General features: G+C 59.8%; 12 protein-coding genes. 5 read left to right on the top strand and 7 right to left on the bottom strand.

The annotated features are described in order from the left end of the window. Positions 1-49 precede the first annotated feature (49 nt). Positions 50-1,861 carry an extracellular solute-binding protein gene (locus tag J5278_RS10970; protein ID WP_209183705.1) on the bottom strand — a complete coding sequence of 604 codons (1,812 nt, stop codon included), beginning with the start codon at positions 1,859-1,861 and terminating at the stop codon, positions 50-52. A gap of 268 nt (positions 1,862-2,129) precedes the next feature. Here J5278_RS10970 and J5278_RS10965 point away from each other — a divergent pair, with 268 nt between their 5' ends. Then, positions 2,130-2,774, top strand: a complete 645-nt coding sequence (locus J5278_RS10965) for an invasion associated locus B family protein (RefSeq protein WP_209183706.1) — start codon at positions 2,130-2,132, stop codon at positions 2,772-2,774. 125 nt (positions 2,775-2,899) lie between these two features. Here J5278_RS10965 and hspQ read toward each other — a convergent pair whose 3' ends face one another. The 3 genes from hspQ to J5278_RS10950 all read right to left on the bottom strand — a co-directional run bounded on the left by hspQ (position 2,900) and on the right by J5278_RS10950 (position 5,209). After that, on the bottom strand, positions 2,900-3,229 hold the full coding sequence (hspQ, locus tag J5278_RS10960; RefSeq protein WP_111215626.1) for a heat shock protein HspQ: 330 nt from the start codon (positions 3,227-3,229) through the stop codon (positions 2,900-2,902). Positions 3,230-3,407: 178 nt separating this feature from the next. Then, positions 3,408-4,817 (bottom strand): type I glutamate--ammonia ligase, encoded by a 1,410-nt coding sequence (glnA, locus tag J5278_RS10955; protein ID WP_142822635.1) that lies wholly within the window; start codon positions 4,815-4,817, stop codon positions 3,408-3,410. A 53-nt stretch (positions 4,818-4,870) separates the two neighbouring features. Further along, on the bottom strand, positions 4,871-5,209 hold the full coding sequence (locus J5278_RS10950; protein ID WP_003579240.1) for a P-II family nitrogen regulator: 339 nt from the start codon (positions 5,207-5,209) through the stop codon (positions 4,871-4,873). A 341-nt stretch (positions 5,210-5,550) separates the two neighbouring features. On the opposite strand from J5278_RS10950, the gene J5278_RS10945 reads away from it, so the two are divergent. Then, a complete protein-coding gene (locus tag J5278_RS10945; RefSeq protein WP_209183707.1) occupies positions 5,551-7,026 on the top strand; it encodes an NAD(P)H-hydrate dehydratase in 1,476 nt (491 codons plus the stop codon). A 6-nt stretch (positions 7,027-7,032) separates the two neighbouring features. Here J5278_RS10945 and J5278_RS10940 read toward each other — a convergent pair whose 3' ends face one another. Both J5278_RS10940 and uvrA read right to left on the bottom strand, forming a co-directional pair. Continuing rightward, positions 7,033-7,842 carry a DUF72 domain-containing protein gene (locus J5278_RS10940; RefSeq protein ID WP_209183708.1) on the bottom strand — a complete coding sequence of 270 codons (810 nt, stop codon included), beginning with the start codon at positions 7,840-7,842 and terminating at the stop codon, positions 7,033-7,035. Between the two features lie 63 nt (positions 7,843-7,905). Further along, positions 7,906-10,830, bottom strand: a complete 2,925-nt coding sequence (gene uvrA, locus J5278_RS10935; protein ID WP_209187457.1) for an excinuclease ABC subunit UvrA — start codon at positions 10,828-10,830, stop codon at positions 7,906-7,908. A gap of 248 nt (positions 10,831-11,078) precedes the next feature. Here uvrA and J5278_RS10930 point away from each other — a divergent pair, with 248 nt between their 5' ends. Both J5278_RS10930 and J5278_RS10925 read left to right on the top strand, forming a co-directional pair. Continuing rightward, the gene (locus J5278_RS10930; protein ID WP_111215778.1) at positions 11,079-11,639 is read left to right on the top strand and encodes a single-stranded DNA-binding protein; all 561 of its coding nucleotides are present in this window, start codon (positions 11,079-11,081) and stop codon (positions 11,637-11,639) included. Between the two features lie 71 nt (positions 11,640-11,710). Beyond that, positions 11,711-11,965, top strand: coding sequence for an RDD family protein (locus tag J5278_RS10925; RefSeq protein WP_209183710.1), 255 nt, complete (start codon positions 11,711-11,713; stop codon positions 11,963-11,965). Between the two features lie 15 nt (positions 11,966-11,980). Here J5278_RS10925 and J5278_RS10920 read toward each other — a convergent pair whose 3' ends face one another. After that, complete coding sequence (locus tag J5278_RS10920; RefSeq protein WP_142822645.1) at positions 11,981-12,610, bottom strand: MarC family protein; 630 nt, start codon at positions 12,608-12,610, stop codon at positions 11,981-11,983. Positions 12,611-12,835: 225 nt separating this feature from the next. On the opposite strand from J5278_RS10920, the gene gyrA reads away from it, so the two are divergent. Further along, the gene (gene gyrA / locus J5278_RS10915) at positions 12,836-15,658 is read left to right on the top strand and encodes a DNA gyrase subunit A (protein ID WP_219258271.1); all 2,823 of its coding nucleotides are present in this window, start codon (positions 12,836-12,838) and stop codon (positions 15,656-15,658) included. The last annotated feature ends 157 nt before the right edge of the window (positions 15,659-15,815 follow it).

Genomic DNA, 15,815 nt, shown 5'->3' with positions numbered 1-15,815 from the left:
ATAGTCTCTTTGCCGCCTGGCTTCAACCAGGCACCAAAAAGGAACTACCTCACTGCACCGACGCATCCCACCACACAGGCAGCTGATAGCCGTATAGGGGCGTGACAGCCGGATGCCCTATCCGTTTGTGCCGAGCCACATATTGCTGGTCGATATGATAGAGCGGCACGAAGTAATGGCCGGAAAGCAACAGCCGGTCGAAGGAACGGACGGCATCGCGAAAATCCTCAACGCCGCGCGCCGAGAGAATGTGGCCGATCAACGTATCCACATCGGGATCGGCAACGCCCGCAAAGTTCTCGCTGCCCTGTCGATCACGCGCCACCGAACCCCATCGCCCGACCTGCTCGATGCCCGGCGAGAGGGAAGATGTGAACGATTTGATGATGATGTCGTAGTCGAAGCTGATTGTCCGGCGCTGGTACTGCGAATCGTCGACGGTGCGGATCGCCACCTCGATCCCCAGCAGGTTCAGCGTTCTCCGGTAGGCGATTGCCAGTCTCTCCTGGTCGGCATTCTGTGTCATGATCTCGAACGCCAGCTGATGCCCGCCGGCATCGACCATCTTGTCATCCTTGATCGTGTATCCACCTGCCTTTAGCAGATCCACGGCCCGGCGCAGCACGGTGCGGTCGCGGCCGGAACCGTTGGTGACGGGCAGCTTGTAGGTACCGTCGAGCACGGCCGGATCGATGCGCTTGCTGATCGGACCCAGCATTTCGAGCTCGCGGGCATCGGCGGGTACGCCGAAGGAAGACAGGTCTGAGCCCTGCCAGTAGCTCTCCGTTCGCGTATAGGCGCCTGACGATAGGTTCTTGTTGACCCACTCGAAATCGAAAGCCAGCGAAAGGCCTTCGCGCACCTTGGCGTTGGCGAAGATCGGCCGCCGCGTGTTGAAGACAAATCCGAACATGCCGCTGGGAAGCTTGGGATTGAAGACATCCTTTACAACCTCGCCGGAGCGCGCCGCCGGAAAGTCGTAGGCATTTGCCCAGTGGCCGGGGCTACCATCCGCATAGATATCGACATCGCCTTTCTTGAAGGCCTCGAACAGCGTGTTTTCCTGCAGGAAATAGTGAACGGTCAGCAGGTCGTAATTGTCGACCCCGACCTTGGCCGGAATATCCTTGCCCCAGTAATCCGGGTTCCGCGCAAAGACGATGCTGTCGCCGGGGTTCACCGTTTTCACCCGGTAAGGCCCGGACCCGATGGGTGCCACCAGCGTCGTCTGGTCGAATTTATCCGGATCGATCGCATGCTGCGGCAGGATCGGCGTCGAGCTGGCGATGATCATCGGCGTCTCGCGGTCGGCCTTGTCGTTGAAGGTGAAGCGGACACTGTGCTCGCCGACTTTCTCCATCTTGGCAACGGCATTCAGCCGGTTCGAGTAGGGCACGCGGCCCTTGTCACGCAAAAGGTTGAAGCTGAAGATCACATCATCCGGTGTCACCGGCTGGCCATCCGACCACTTGGCGGCGGGATTGAGATTGAACTGTATATAGGACCGCTTGTCGTCCCATTCGGCGGTCTGGGCGAGCAAGCCGTAGAGGGTAAACGGCTCGTCGCGCGAGCGCTGCATCAGCGTTTCGTAGACGATGTTGCCGTAGTCCGGATCCCACATGCCGCGCGCCGTCGTCCGCATGCTTTTGAGGATGAAAGGGTTGAGATTATCGAAGGTACCGACCACCCCGTAGCTGATGTGGCCGCCCTTCTTGACGGTCGGATTGACGTAAGGGAGGGCCTTGAAGTCGGCGGCAAGCGCCGGATCGCCGTGCATGGCAAGGCCGTGCACGGGGTCCGCCTGGGCGGTCTTGCAAAGCATTGCCGCAGCTAGATAAATCGCGACCCGGAGCGCTCGCATGGCATCCTTTCCCATAAGGGCATGATTCGTGACGGCGACCTTATCATGGCCTCCTCGATCCAAGACATAGGCATCGGATTTGTCCATCCTGCGGCCGAAACATGCAAAGAAAAGCTGGATATCCGAAGCAACGCCATGTAACAGGTGATCCACAGTTCGGAGTCATGCATTTGCCTTATTCTTTCGACAGGTGGACAGCAGTTTGACCCGAAAGGCATGAGGTGGCAGAAGGCTGCTTTGCATCGGATTTCAGGAGGCGGATTTCGCTATGACGTTCAAAACTGACAAAACAATTCGCGCGGCTCTGTCTGCACTGGCACTCGTGATGGGCGCTGCTGCGCCGGCTTTTGCGCAGGATGCACCGGCTGCTCCGGCCGATGGCGCCGCTCAGACCCCACGTCTCGGCTGGTACAAGACATGCGCAAAGCAGGATGACAACGACATCTGCATCGTCCAGAACCTGATCATGGCCAACAGCGGCCAGCTGGTGACGGCAATTGGTCTGATCTCTATCGACGGCAAGGTCAACCGCAAGATCCTGCAGATCTCCGTCCCGACAGCGCGCCTGATCGGGCCCGGCATCACCATGCAGATCGATGGCGGCAAGGGCCAGAAGGTCGATTACGCCGTCTGCCTGCCGGACAAGTGCACAGCCGAAATTCCTCTGACGGATGCGACGATCGCATCGCTGAAGAAGGGCACGGACGTGACCTTCACATCGATCAACTTCCGCCGCGCTCCGAACCCGATCAAGGTTTCGCTGACCGGCTTCGGCGCCGCCTATGACGGCCCGGCGATCTCCGATACCAAGCTCGCAGAAAGCCAGCGCAGCCTGCAGGACAGCATGCAGAAGAAGGCTGAAGAAGCCCGCAAGAAGCTTGAAGACGCCCAGAAGGCAGCGAAGTCCCAGTAAGCACCACACGCGTATGATCTAAAAAGCCCGGTTCAGCCGGGCTTTTTTTATGGCTCATCGTCAGACGACAAAAAAAGCAAGCCGGTTTGTCGGCTTCCTTTCATAGGCGCGTATCTGTTGAGGGATCAGTGGGCGAAGCTCATCTTGGGCTTGAGCTCGCCGGTCGTCTTGCGGTCGAAGATTTGGTAGACCTGCGGGTTGCGGAGAGGTTCTCCGCTGTCGTCGCTGACGAGGTTCTGCTCTGAGACATAAGCGACATATTCCGTCTCCTCGTTTTCAGCCAGCAGGTGATAGAACGGCTGGTCCTTGCTGGGACGAACCTCGGTCGGAATGGCATTCCACCATTCTTCCGTGTTGGCGAACTCCGGATCTACGTCGAACACGACGCCTCGGAATGGAAACACCCGATGCCGGACCACTTCGCCGATATTGAATTTTGCATCTTTTTGTTTCATGGCGCGACTTCCTTTCACGCAATTATGTGGGACGATGCGCCACATTTTTCAAGCCTTTTGCCGCCGTTGTCCCACAGCGCTGCCATAGTCAGGCGGCCGACAAGACCAGTAAAGCACGCCGCGCTGGCTCGGCGCAGAAAAAAAGTCCCGGCGATGACCGGGACTTTCTGGTTGATGACTAGGCCGAGTAGTACATGTCGAATTCGACCGGATGGGGTGTCATTTCGTAGCGCATGACCTCCACCATTTTCAGTTCGATGAACGAATCGATCTGGTCGTCGTCGAACACGCCGCCGGCGGTCAGGAACTTGCGGTCCCGATCAAGGTTTTCCAGCGCTTCACGCAGCGATGCGCAGACGGTCGGGATCTTCTTCAGTTCCTTCGGCGGCAGGTCGTACAGGTCCTTGTCCATCGGCTTGCCGGGATGGATCTTGTTCTTGATGCCGTCAAGGCCGGCCATCAGCATGGCGGCAAACGCCAGGTATGGGTTGGCAGTCGGATCCGGGAAGCGAACTTCTACGCGCTTCGCCTTCGGGTTGGAGCCGAAGGGAATACGGCAGGAAGCCGAACGATTGCGAGCCGAATAGGCAAGCAGCACCGGAGCCTCATAGCCCGGGACGAGACGCTTGTAGGAGTTCGTCGACGGGTTTGTGAAAGCGTTGATGGCCTTCGCGTGCTTGATGATGCCGCCGATGTAATAGAGGCAGGATTCCGACAGGCCGGCATACTCGTCGCCGGCGAAGGTCGGCTTGCCGCCCTTCCAGATCGACTGGTGCACATGCATGCCCGAGCCGTTATCGCCGAAGATCGGCTTGGGCATGAAGGTCGCCGTCTTGCCATAGGCGTTGGCGACCTGATGAACGACGTACTTGTAGATCTGGATCTTGTCGGCGTTGCGCACCAGCGTGTCGAACTTGACGCCGAGTTCGTGCTGTCCCGCAGCCACTTCGTGATGGTGCTTTTCAACCACGACGCCCATTTCGCCGAGAACCGTCAGCATCTCGGAGCGCATGTCCTGGCAACTGTCGATCGGCGGAACTGGAAAATAGCCGCCCTTGACGCGAGGACGGTGACCGAGGTTGCCGGTCTCGTAGTCGGTGTCGTCGTTCGACGGCAGTTCGCTGGAATCGAGCTTGAAGCCGGTGTTGTAGGGATCGGCTTTGTACTTGACGTCGTCGAATACGAAGAACTCAGGCTCCGGGCCTACGAAGATCGTGTCGCCGATGCCGGAAGCCTTCAGGTAGGCTTCTGCCTTCTTGGCGGTACCGCGCGGATCGCGATTGTAGGATTCGCCGGAAACCGGGTCCAGGATGTCGCAGAGGATGACCATGGTCGACTGCGCGAAGAACGGGTCCATGTGAACCGTTTCCGTGTCGGGCATCAGCACCATGTCGGATTCGTTGATGGCCTTCCATCCTCCGATAGAGGAGCCGTCGAACATGACGCCATCGGCGAACATGTCTTCATCGACGCAGGCAACGTCCATCGTCACGTGCTGCAGCTTGCCCTTCGGGTCCGTAAAGCGCAGGTCGACGAACTTGACGTCGTTGTCCTTGATCTGTTTCAGAATTTCGTTTGCGGTCGTCATGGGATGCTTCCTCGGTTTTTTATGACGATTTTGCCCTGGCCACCGGCGAGGGCTTAGATGGCATCTATACCCGTCTCTCCCGTACGGATTCGGATGACCTCTTCGATATTGGAAACGAAGATCTTTCCGTCGCCAATTCGTCCGGTCTGCGCCGCCTTGCGGATCGCGTCAATAACCGCTTCGGCATTTTCGTCTGCCAACACAACTTCGACCTTCACTTTCGGAAGGAAATCGACGACATATTCGGCACCACGGTAGAGTTCCGTGTGACCTTTCTGGCGACCGAAGCCCTTGGCTTCCGTGACAGTGATACCCTGCAAGCCGACTTCCTGAAGGGCTTCCTTCACTTCGTCCAGCTTGAATGGCTTTATGATCGCTTCGATCTTTTTCATGAGAAAATGTCTCTCCGCTTCTCCCGTTAGAGCGGACATTGCCCGCTCGCCCTTGTTGATGCACGTATCATGCCAGATTATCCAGAGATGTTTCGGTAAATGTTGCAGTTTTGAGCAATTTTGAGGCTGATACAGGGTTGTTTGACATATCGTGCCCCGAATTGAATATGCGCAGACACGTTTCGGACGATATCCGGAATGGAGGGCGGACCGCAGCGGTTGGAACGGCCTACACGCCCTGAATTCGACTGATTAAAAAGCGTGCTTTTGCTCAAATTTAAGTCGGCGGCACGCGGGATTTTTTGATTGTTTTTCAGGCGTCGTTGCGATCATTATCGTCCATGACACACACCCTAGCTGAACTCCTCCTGACACCCCAATCGATGGCGGCGGTCGACAAGGCCGCTGCGGCTTCAGGAATTGACTCTTTCGGACTGATGCAGAAAGCCGGCCGGGCGGTGGCGGCTGCGGCCTTGCGGGATTGTCCGGAGGCGCTGCGATACGCGGTCCTGTGCGGCCCCGGCAACAATGGCGGAGATGGCTACGTGGCCGCTTTGGCGTTGCACGAATGCGGTGCCGAGGTCGACGTATATCACCTCGGAGATGCAGCCGTGCTGAAGGGCGATGCGGCGCGCGCCTTTTCCGCCTGTCCGATTGCCGGCTCGCCGCTCGGTGCCTATCTGCCCCGGGCCGGCGACCTCATCATCGATGCGATTTTCGGTGCCGGCCTCGCGCGGGATGTGCCTGACGCCGTCGCAGCCGTGATCGAACGAACACGTGCCGCTTCCATCCCGGTTATCGCCGTCGATTTGCCGTCGGGCGTCAACGGCGCTACCGGCCGAGTGCTGGGCGCCGCCTTTCGCGCTTCCCATACGGTGAGCTTCATGACGCGCAAACCCGGGCATCTGCTGATGCCGGGCAGGGAGCTGTGCGGCACGCTCGAGATCGTCGATATCGGCATCCCGGCCCGCATCGTCCGGGAAAACGCCAACGGGCTCATCGCCGAGAACACGCCGGAACAGTGGCGGTCTTCCGTGCCTGAGGCTTTGGTGGAAACCCACAAATACAAACGCGGGCATCTTGTCGTCTTTTCCGGCAGCGAGACGGCGACGGGTGCGGCACGCATGTCGGCCATGGCGGGTCTGAAGGCTGGGGCGGGGCTGGTGACGATCGCCTCTTCCAGAGCCGCGCTCAAAGTCAATGCGGGGGCGCTGACGGCGATCATGCTGCGCGAAATCGATGACAGAGCCGCTCTTGAGGAGTGGCTCAACGATGCACGGCTATCGACTTTCGTTCTCGGCCCGGGTTTTGGCACAGGCGAAAAAGCACGGCAGTTCGTGGCAGCGCTGGTGGATCGACATCTCGTGCTCGATGCGGACGGCATCACCTCATTCAAGGACGATCCCGACGCACTCTTCGATGCTTTTGCCACCGGGCCGACTCATCTTGTGCTGACGCCACATGAAGGCGAGTTCGGCCGTCTTTTCCCGGATATCGCCAAGGATGAGGCTCTCGGCAAGGTCGAGAAGGCAATCGCAGCCGCAAGGCGCTCGCATGCGGCAATCGTCTATAAAGGCGCTGACACGGTGATCGCCGCGCCAGACGGGCGGGCACTGATCAACTGCAATGCGCCGCCATGGTTGGCAACTGCCGGCTCCGGCGATGTGCTGGCGGGGATCATCGGCGGACTTCTGGCGCAGGGCATGCCGGCCTTCGAGGCCGCGGCTGCCGGTGTCTGGCTGCACGGCGAAGCGGGAAACCGGGCCGGCAAGGGCCTGACGGCCGAAGAACTGGTCGGCCACGTGAGGCCGCTCTGACCCGTACTAGGATTTGGCAAGCACGCCCTGCAGGGCAATGGCGCCCTGCGGTGCGTTGACTTTTCCATCGTGGATCATAAAGGCGAAGACATCCCGCGGCTGGACTTTCACCTTGCGCGCAGAATCGATCAGCGGCAGGTCGGCGGGCAACTTGCCTTCTGCCCAGGTCTGAAGGCGCTCCGCCCACTCTTTCAGTTCCTTCGGCGGATAGCAGGTCTTGATTTCATCGGAGCCCTTCTGCAGGCGGCTGTAGACGAAATCGGCGGTCACATCGGCGATCATCGGATAGTCATGATGGTCGGCACAAACCGGGGCCACCTGGTATTTCTCCAGCAGCGCGACGAACTCCGGCACCTTGAACGAATCGTGGCGTACCTCAACGACGTGCCGCAGCGACAGTCCGTCCTGCTTCAGCGGCAGGAGCTTCAGAAAGCCTTCGAAGTCTTCAGCATCGAATTTCTTCGTTGGTGCGAACTGCCAGAGCAGCGGACCCAGCCGGTCGCCGAGCTCGCTGATGCCGGACTTCAGAAACCGCTCCATCGATTCCCCGGCTTCCGCCAGTATCTTGCGATTGGTGACGTAACGCGTCGCCTTCAGGCTGAATATGAAGCCATCCGGCACCTCGGAGGCCCATTTTGCAAAGGTCGCCGGCTTCTGCGTCGCATAGTAGGTCCCGTTGACCTCGATCACCTTCAGCTTGCTGCTGGCGTAGCGCAACTCGTCCTTCTGCTTGAGATCGTCGGGGAAGAACGTCCCGCGCCAGGGCTCGAACGTCCAGCCGCCGATGCCGGTGCGAATGGTGCCTGCCGCTGTCATATGGTTCCCCCGTCTATTTATCGTACCGGTATCCGGCGCTTCGAGTGTCTGTTCGCCGGGAGATCACTCTGCCGCAGCCACGGCCTTCTTGACGGGCCGCCGCTCCAGCAATTCCTTGAGGAAGTGTCCGGTATAGGACCGCTTCTCCTTGACGATTGTCTCAGGCGTGCCAACTGCCACGATCTCGCCGCCGCCGTCGCCACCTTCGGGGCCGAAGTCGAGCACCCAGTCGGCGGTCTTGATGACCTCGAGATTGTGCTCGATGACGACAACCGAATTGCCTTGGTTGACCAATTCGTGCAGCATTTCCAGCAGCTTGGCAACATCGTGGAAATGAAGCCCTGTCGTCGGCTCGTCGAGGATATAAAGCGTGCGCCCGGTCGAGCGCTTCGACAATTCCTTGGCCAGCTTGACACGCTGCGCCTCGCCGCCGGAGAGCGTGTTGGCCTGCTGTCCGACCTTGATATAGCCGAGACCGACGTCCTTCAGCGATTGTAGCTTGTCACGCACCGCAGGCACCGCAGCAAAGAAATCGACGCCTTCTTCGACGGTCATGTCGAGCACGTCGGCAATCGACTTGCTCTTGAAGGTGACGTCGAGCGTCTCGCGGTTATAGCGCTTGCCGTGGCAGACGTCGCAGGTGACGTAGACGTCGGGCAGGAAGTGCATCTCGATCTTGATGACGCCATCGCCCTGGCAGGCCTCGCAGCGTCCGCCCTTGACGTTGAACGAGAACCGGCCCGGCTGGTAGCCGCGCGCCTTGGCTTCCGGTAATCCGGAAAACCAGTCGCGGATCGGCGTGAAGGCGCCGGTATAGGTGGCCGGGTTGGATCGTGGCGTCCGGCCAATCGGCGACTGGTCGATGTCGATGACCTTGTCGATATGCTCGAAGCCATCGATGCGGTCGTGCTCGGCCGGCGTTTCGCGGGCGCCCATGACGCGGCGGGCCGCAGACTTGTAGAGCGTCTCGATCAGGAAGGTGGACTTGCCGCCGCCCGAGACGCCGCTGACGGCGGTGAAGACGCCGAGCGGGATCGCAGCCGTAACGTTCTTCAGATTGTTGCCGCGGGCGCCAAAAATCTTGATTTCCTTGCCCTTCTTCGGCTTGCGTCGCTCTGCAGGCACGGGCACGCCGAGATCGCCGGACAGATAGCGGCCTGTCAGCGAATTCGGGTTCGCCATGATCTGCTGCGGCGTGCCATGCGCAATGACCTCGCCCCCATGGATACCGGCTGCAGGGCCGATATCGACGACATCGTCTGCCTGCATGATCGCATCCTCGTCGTGCTCGACGACGATGACCGTGTTGCCGATGTCACGCAGATGCTTCAGTGTCTCCAGCAGGCGCGCATTGTCGCGCTGGTGGAGGCCGATGGAAGGCTCGTCAAGGACGTAGAGCACGCCCGTAAGGCCGGAGCCGATCTGGGAGGCGAGCCGGATGCGCTGGCTCTCGCCGCCCGAGAGCGTTCCTGAATTGCGGGAAAGGCTCAGATATTCCAGCCCGACATCGTTGAGAAACCGCAACCGGTCGCGGATTTCCTTGAGGATGCGGACCGCGATTTCGTTCTGCTTGGACGTGAATATCGCCGGCAGCGTCTCGAACCAGTCGCGGGCGTTGCGGATCGACATCTCCGAGACCTGGCCGATATGCAGCGTGGCGATCTTCACCGCCAGCGCTTCCGGCTTCAGCCGGTAGCCGGCGCAGACGGGACACGGAGCCGCTGACATATAGCGCTCGATCTCCTCGCGCGCCCAGGCGCTGTCTGTTTCCTTCCAGCGGCGCTCTAGGTTGGGCACGATGCCTTCGAAATTCTTGTGCGTCGTGTAGGCACGCGCACCGTCGGCGTACTGGAACTCGATCTTGTCTTCCGTGCCGTGCACGATCACTTCCTTGGCCTTAGCAGGCAGGTCGCTCCAGCGGCTCGAGAGCTTGAAGCCATAATGCTTGCCGAGCGCCTCCAGCGTCTGATTGTAATAGGGAGACGTCGATTTGGCCCACGGGGCAATCGCGCCATCGCGAAGGGTGCGCTCATGCTCGGGGACGATCATCTCGGGATCGATCTTCTGCAGCGAGCCGAGACCGTCGCAGGAGGGGCAGGCGCCGGCTGGATTGTTGAACGAGAACAGGCGGGGTTCAATCTCTGGAATGGTAAAGCCGGACACCGGGCAGGCAAACTTCTCTGAAAACAGCACCCGTTCGTGGGTCTCGTTCAGCGACTTGTTGGCGGAACCGCCGGCAGAGGTTTCCTCGGGCGGCAATGGCTTGTCGGCAAACTCCGCCACGGCCAGTCCGTCCGCCAGCCGCAGAGACGTCTCGAAGCTGTCAGCCAGACGCGCCGCGACATCAGCGCGCACGACAATGCGATCGACGACCACGTCGATGTCGTGCTTGTACTTCTTGTCGAGGGCAGGCGCATCGGCGATCTCGTAGAACTGTCCGTCGATCTTGACGCGCTGGAAGCCCTTTTTCATGAGCTCGGCAAGCTCTTTCTTGTATTCGCCCTTACGCCCGCGCACCATCGGCGCCAAAATATAAAGGCGGGTGCCGTCGCCAAAGGCGAGCACGCGGTCGACCATCTGGCTGACGGTCTGGCTCTCGATCGGCAGTCCGGTGGCTGGCGAATAGGGCACGCCGACGCGGGCAAACAGCAGGCGCATGTAGTCGTAGATTTCCGTAACGGTGCCGACCGTCGAGCGTGGGTTGCGCGACGTCGTCTTCTGCTCGATGGAGATCGCCGGGGACAGGCCCTCGATCAGGTCGACATCGGGCTTCTGCATCATCTCGAGGAACTGACGCGCATAGGCCGACAGGCTCTCGACATAGCGGCGCTGGCCTTCCGCATAGATCGTATCGAAGGCGAGCGACGACTTTCCCGAGCCCGACAGGCCGGTCATGACGATCAGCTTGTTGCGCGGCAGATCGATGTCGATACCCTTGAGATTGTGCTCGCGCGCACCCCGGATGGAGATGGTCTTCAGTTCGCTCATCGTTTTCCGCTAAATCCCTGTTCAGCCCTTATCTAGTGATGAAGGCCGGCGAGTCGAGGTTGAAATGCGACTCTCCGCCCGCTTTTCGATTCGGTTGACAAAATCATAGCCGCTGACTAGAACAAAGAAAGAACAAAATTCCTTGTGGATGACCGCCGCTTAGATCGCACCGGGCGGGGCCGATGGTTTAAGGTGCGTGCAATTATGTTCCAGGGCCGCCGGTGGGCGCGGCGAGCAGGGTGATTGGTATGGCGGGCAGCGTAAACAAGGTAATTCTGATTGGGAACCTCGGGGCTGATCCGGAAATCCGCCGGACCCAGGATGGTCGCCCGATCGCCAATCTCAACATTGCCACCTCCGAAACGTGGCGGGACAAGTCGTCCGGCGAGCGCAAGGAAAAGACCGAGTGGCACCGCGTGGTGATCTTCAACGAGGGTCTGTGCAAGGTTGCCGAGCAGTATCTGAAGAAGGGTGCCAAGGTTTACATCGAGGGCGCCCTGCAGACCCGTAAGTGGACTGACCAGGCCGGTATCGAGAAATACTCGACCGAAATCGTCCTTCAGGGCTTCAACTCCACTTTGACCATGCTCGACGGACGCGGTGACGGCGCTGGCGAAGGCGGCGGTCGCGGCATGCAGCGCAGCGGCGGTGGTGGCAATGATTTCGGCGGCGGCGGTTCGGGCTACGGCGACGACTACAACCAGTCTTCGCCATCGTCGTCATCCGGTCGCGGCAATGCCGGTAACGCCGGCAATAGCGGCGGTGGCGGAAACTTCTCGCGCGAACTTGATGACGACATTCCGTTCTGAGATTGGACTATCCGATGCACCCTGCGGGGTGCATCTTTCGTTTTGCGGCCGGAATAACAGGGACTTCAGCAATGTCAGACGCACTCGTGCCAAGAAATCCGTCGACATGGAGACGCGTGCTGGCGCTTATCCTCGACCTGATCACCGCTTTTTTCGGCCTGGGTTACCTCGTGGCGCTGCTGACGGGCGGCATGACTGAAGATGGTTTCCAGCTGAACGGCTGGCCGGCAATGCTGCTGTTCGCGCTGGTCATCGCCTATTTCGTCATTGCCAATCGATTTTTCGGCGGCACGATCTGGAAATACATATTGAAGGCGCGCACCTAACCCGCGCACACCCGGTCAGATCGCAAAGGCCGATCGGATGCCATCGACGACGAACTGTGTGGCAAGCGCTGCCAGGATAACGCCGAGGAGGCGCGTCAGGATCGCACGTCCCGTCATGCCCAGGAAGCGGTCGAGACGCTCGGCAATCAGCAGGGCTGCAAATGTCAGTACCAGGCAGGCCGCGATCACGACGATCAACTGCGAGCGATCGACGGAGCTCTGCAGCGATCCAGAAAGCAGGATCGTCGCAGAGATGGCGCCGGGCCCCGCGATCAGCGGCAATGCCAGCGGGAAAACCGAGATGTTATGGATATGATCCCGGGTGATTGCCACCTCGGCCGTCTTTTCCTTGCGGTCCTGGCGTTTCTCGAAGACCATCTCGAAGGCGATCCAGAATAGCAGCAGTCCGCCAGCAATTCTGAATGCACCGATCGATATGCCGAGTACGCCAAGCACGCTTGAGCCGAACAGCGCGAAGGCGGCGAGGATACCAAAGGCAATCAGCGAACCGCGCAAAGCGACCTGCGTCCGCTGGCTGCGGTTCATGCCTGTCGTCAGCGCCAGGAACAGCGGTGCCAGCCCGGGTGGATCGATGGTCACCATCAATGTGGTGAAGGCATTGATGAGACTGTCTACGCTCGCCATAATTTCCCCCGGATCGTCAACTTCACTTATGAAACTGACCCTTAAGCGCTGATCGCCGTTTGGCAAAGCGTTCGCAGCGACGAGCTTTTCCCACATGTCGCAAAAATGTGCTATTGAAACGTTCCAGAGGCTAAAAGCCTGTTCAAAACCGTTGGCGAAATTAGCGCCTTTGTCCGCTTTCCGCTATAAATTCCACAGTGATTCTTAAAGAGATCGTGATCTGTTTTGACTGAGCAATCCACACCCGGTGGCGGGAAGCTCCCGCCTGGTATCGAGCCAATTTCCATCATCGAGGAAATGCAGCGGTCCTATCTCGACTACGCCATGAGCGTTATCGTCAGCCGCGCCCTTCCGGATGTCAGGGACGGTCTCAAGCCTGTTCATAGACGCATCCTTTTCGGCATGTCCGAACTCGGGATCGACTGGAACAAGAAATACGTAAAATGCGCCCGCGTGACCGGGGATGTGATGGGTAAATTCCACCCGCACGGCAACTCGGCCATTTACGATGCGCTGGCCCGCATGGCGCAGGACTGGTCGCTTCGGTTGCCGCTCATCGACGGCCAGGGCAATTTCGGTTCCGTCGACGGTGATCCGCCGGCAGCCGAACGCTACACAGAGTGCCGGCTGCAGAAAGCTGCTCACGCGCTGCTCGACGACCTCGACAAGGATACGGTCGACTTTCGCGAGAACTATGATGGCACGCTCAGCGAGCCGGTCGTGGTGCCCGCAAAATTCCCCAACCTGCTGGTCAACGGCGCTGGCGGCATCGCCGTCGGCATGGCCACCAATATTCCGCCGCATAATCTGATCGAAGTGATCAATGCCTGCATCGCGCTGATCGACGACCCGGCCATCGAGCTCGCCGATCTGATGCAGATCATTCCGGGCCCCGATTTCCCGACCGGTGCCAAGATCCTCGGTCGTGCCGGCATCCGCTCGGCTTATGAGACCGGTCGCGGTTCGGTCATCATGCGCGGCGTTGCAGCCATCGAGCCGATGCGCGGCGATCGCGAACAGATCATCATCACCGAAATTCCCTTCCAGGTGAACAAGTCGACGATGATCGAGAAGATGGCCGAACTGGTGCGCGAAAAGCGCATCGAGGGCATCTCCGACCTGCGCGACGAATCCGACCGACAGGGCTACCGCGTCGTCGTCGAGCTGAAGCGCGACGCCAATGCAGAGGTCATCCTCAACCAGCTCTATCGCTACACGCCGCTGCAGACGTCCTTCGGCTGCAACATGGTGGCACTGAACGGCGGCAAGCCGGAACAGATGACGCTGCTCGACATGCTGCGCGCCTTCGTTTCGTTCCGCGAGGAAGTCGTTAGCCGGCGTACGAAGTACCTGCTGCGCAAGGCCCGCGACCGCGCCCATGTCTTGGTCGGTCTCGCTATTGCAGTTGCCAACATCGACGAAGTCATCCGTGTAATCCGCCAGGCGCCGGATCCGCAGTCTGCCCGCGAAGAGCTGATGACGCGCCGCTGGCCTGCATCGGATGTCGAAAGCCTGATCCGGCTGATCGACGATCCGCGCCACCGCATCAATGAAGACCTGACCTACAATCTGTCAGAAGAACAGTCCCGCGCCATTCTCGAATTGCGCCTTGCCCGCCTGACAGCCCTCGGCCGCGATGAAATCGGCGACGAACTGAACAAGATCGGCGACGAGATCAAGGATTACCTCGACATCCTGTCTTCCCGCGTTCGCGTCCAGACCATCGTCAAGGACGAACTGACGTCTGTGCGCGACGAATTCGGCACAACGCGCCGCACCGAGATTATCGATGGCGGCCTCGAGATGGATGACGAGGATCTCATCTCCCGTGAGGACATGGTCGTAACCGTCTCGCATCTCGGCTACATCAAGCGCGTCCCGCTGACCACCTATCGCGCCCAGCGCCGCGGCGGCAAGGGCCGCTCCGGCATGGCCACCCGCGACGAGGATTTCGTCAACCGGCTTTTCGTTGCCAACACCCACACGCCGGTGCTGTTCTTCTCCTCGCGCGGCATCGTCTACAAGGAGAAGGTCTGGCGTCTCCCCATCGGCACGCCACAGTCTCGCGGCAAGGCGCTGATCAACATGCTGCCGCTCGAAAAGGGCGAACGCATCACCACGATCATGCCGTTGCCCGAGGACGAGGCGAGCTGGGAAAACCTGGACGTCATGTTCTCGACAACGCGCGGTACGGTTCGCCGCAACAAGCTGTCGGACTTCATCCAGGTGAACCGCAATGGCAAGATCGCCATGAAGCTGGACGAGGACGGCGATGAAATCCTGTCCGTCGAGACCTGCTCGGAACATCAGGACGTTCTGATGACCACGGCGCTTGGCCAGTGCATACGCTTCTCCGTATCCGACGTCCGCGTCTTTGCAGGCCGCAACTCCATCGGCGTCCGCGGCATCACCATGGCCGAAGGCGACCGCATCATCTCGATGACGATCGTCAGCCATGTCGACGCCGAGCCGTGGGAGCGGGCTGCCTATCTGAAACGGGCCGCCAATGAGCGGCGCCTGACAACGGGCGAAGCCGAAGATATCGCACTTGTCGGCGAGGAAGTCGTGGAGGAAGGCCAGTTGAGCGACGAGCGCTACGAGGAACTGAAGGCGCGCGAACAGTTCGTGCTGACGGTTTCCGAAAAGGGCTTCGGAAAACGCTCGTCTTCCTACGATTTCCGCATATCTGGCAGAGGCGGCAAGGGCATCCGTGCCACCGACACGTCAAAGACCGGCGAGATCGGCGAACTTGTTGCGGCCTTCCCTGTCGATGACGGCGATCAGATCATGCTTGTCTCCGACGGCGGCCAGCTCATCCGAGTTCCCGTCGGCGGCATCCGCTTCGCCAGCCGCGCTACCAAGGGCGTGACGATCTTCTCCACCGCCAAGAACGAGAAGGTCGTGTCGGTCGAGCGCATCAACGAGCCGGAAGACGATGAGGAAATCGTCGATGTCGCGGAAGATGGCACCGTAGCGCCTCTCGATGCTGAAACTTCAGACAGCGAGACGCCGCCAGCCGGTTCGCCGGATGAAGGCAGTCCCGAATAGCAGCCGACAAGATATGCCACCGATACCAAAAAACCGGGCGCAGCTTTTGCGCCCGGTTTTTCGTTGAGGAAGGGTAATAAAACAATGAAGCCGAACGATGGGAGGATCGTTCGGCTTCATTGTTTGATAATTATTGATGATGAGAGCGTGTGAGAAA

Source organism: Rhizobium sp. B21/90 (genome assembly GCF_019355815.1).
Taxonomy (GTDB): domain Bacteria; phylum Pseudomonadota; class Alphaproteobacteria; order Rhizobiales; family Rhizobiaceae; genus Rhizobium; species Rhizobium rhododendri.
The sequence above is the reverse complement of the archived record's forward strand: the minus strand, read 5'-3'. Positions and strand labels throughout refer to the sequence as shown.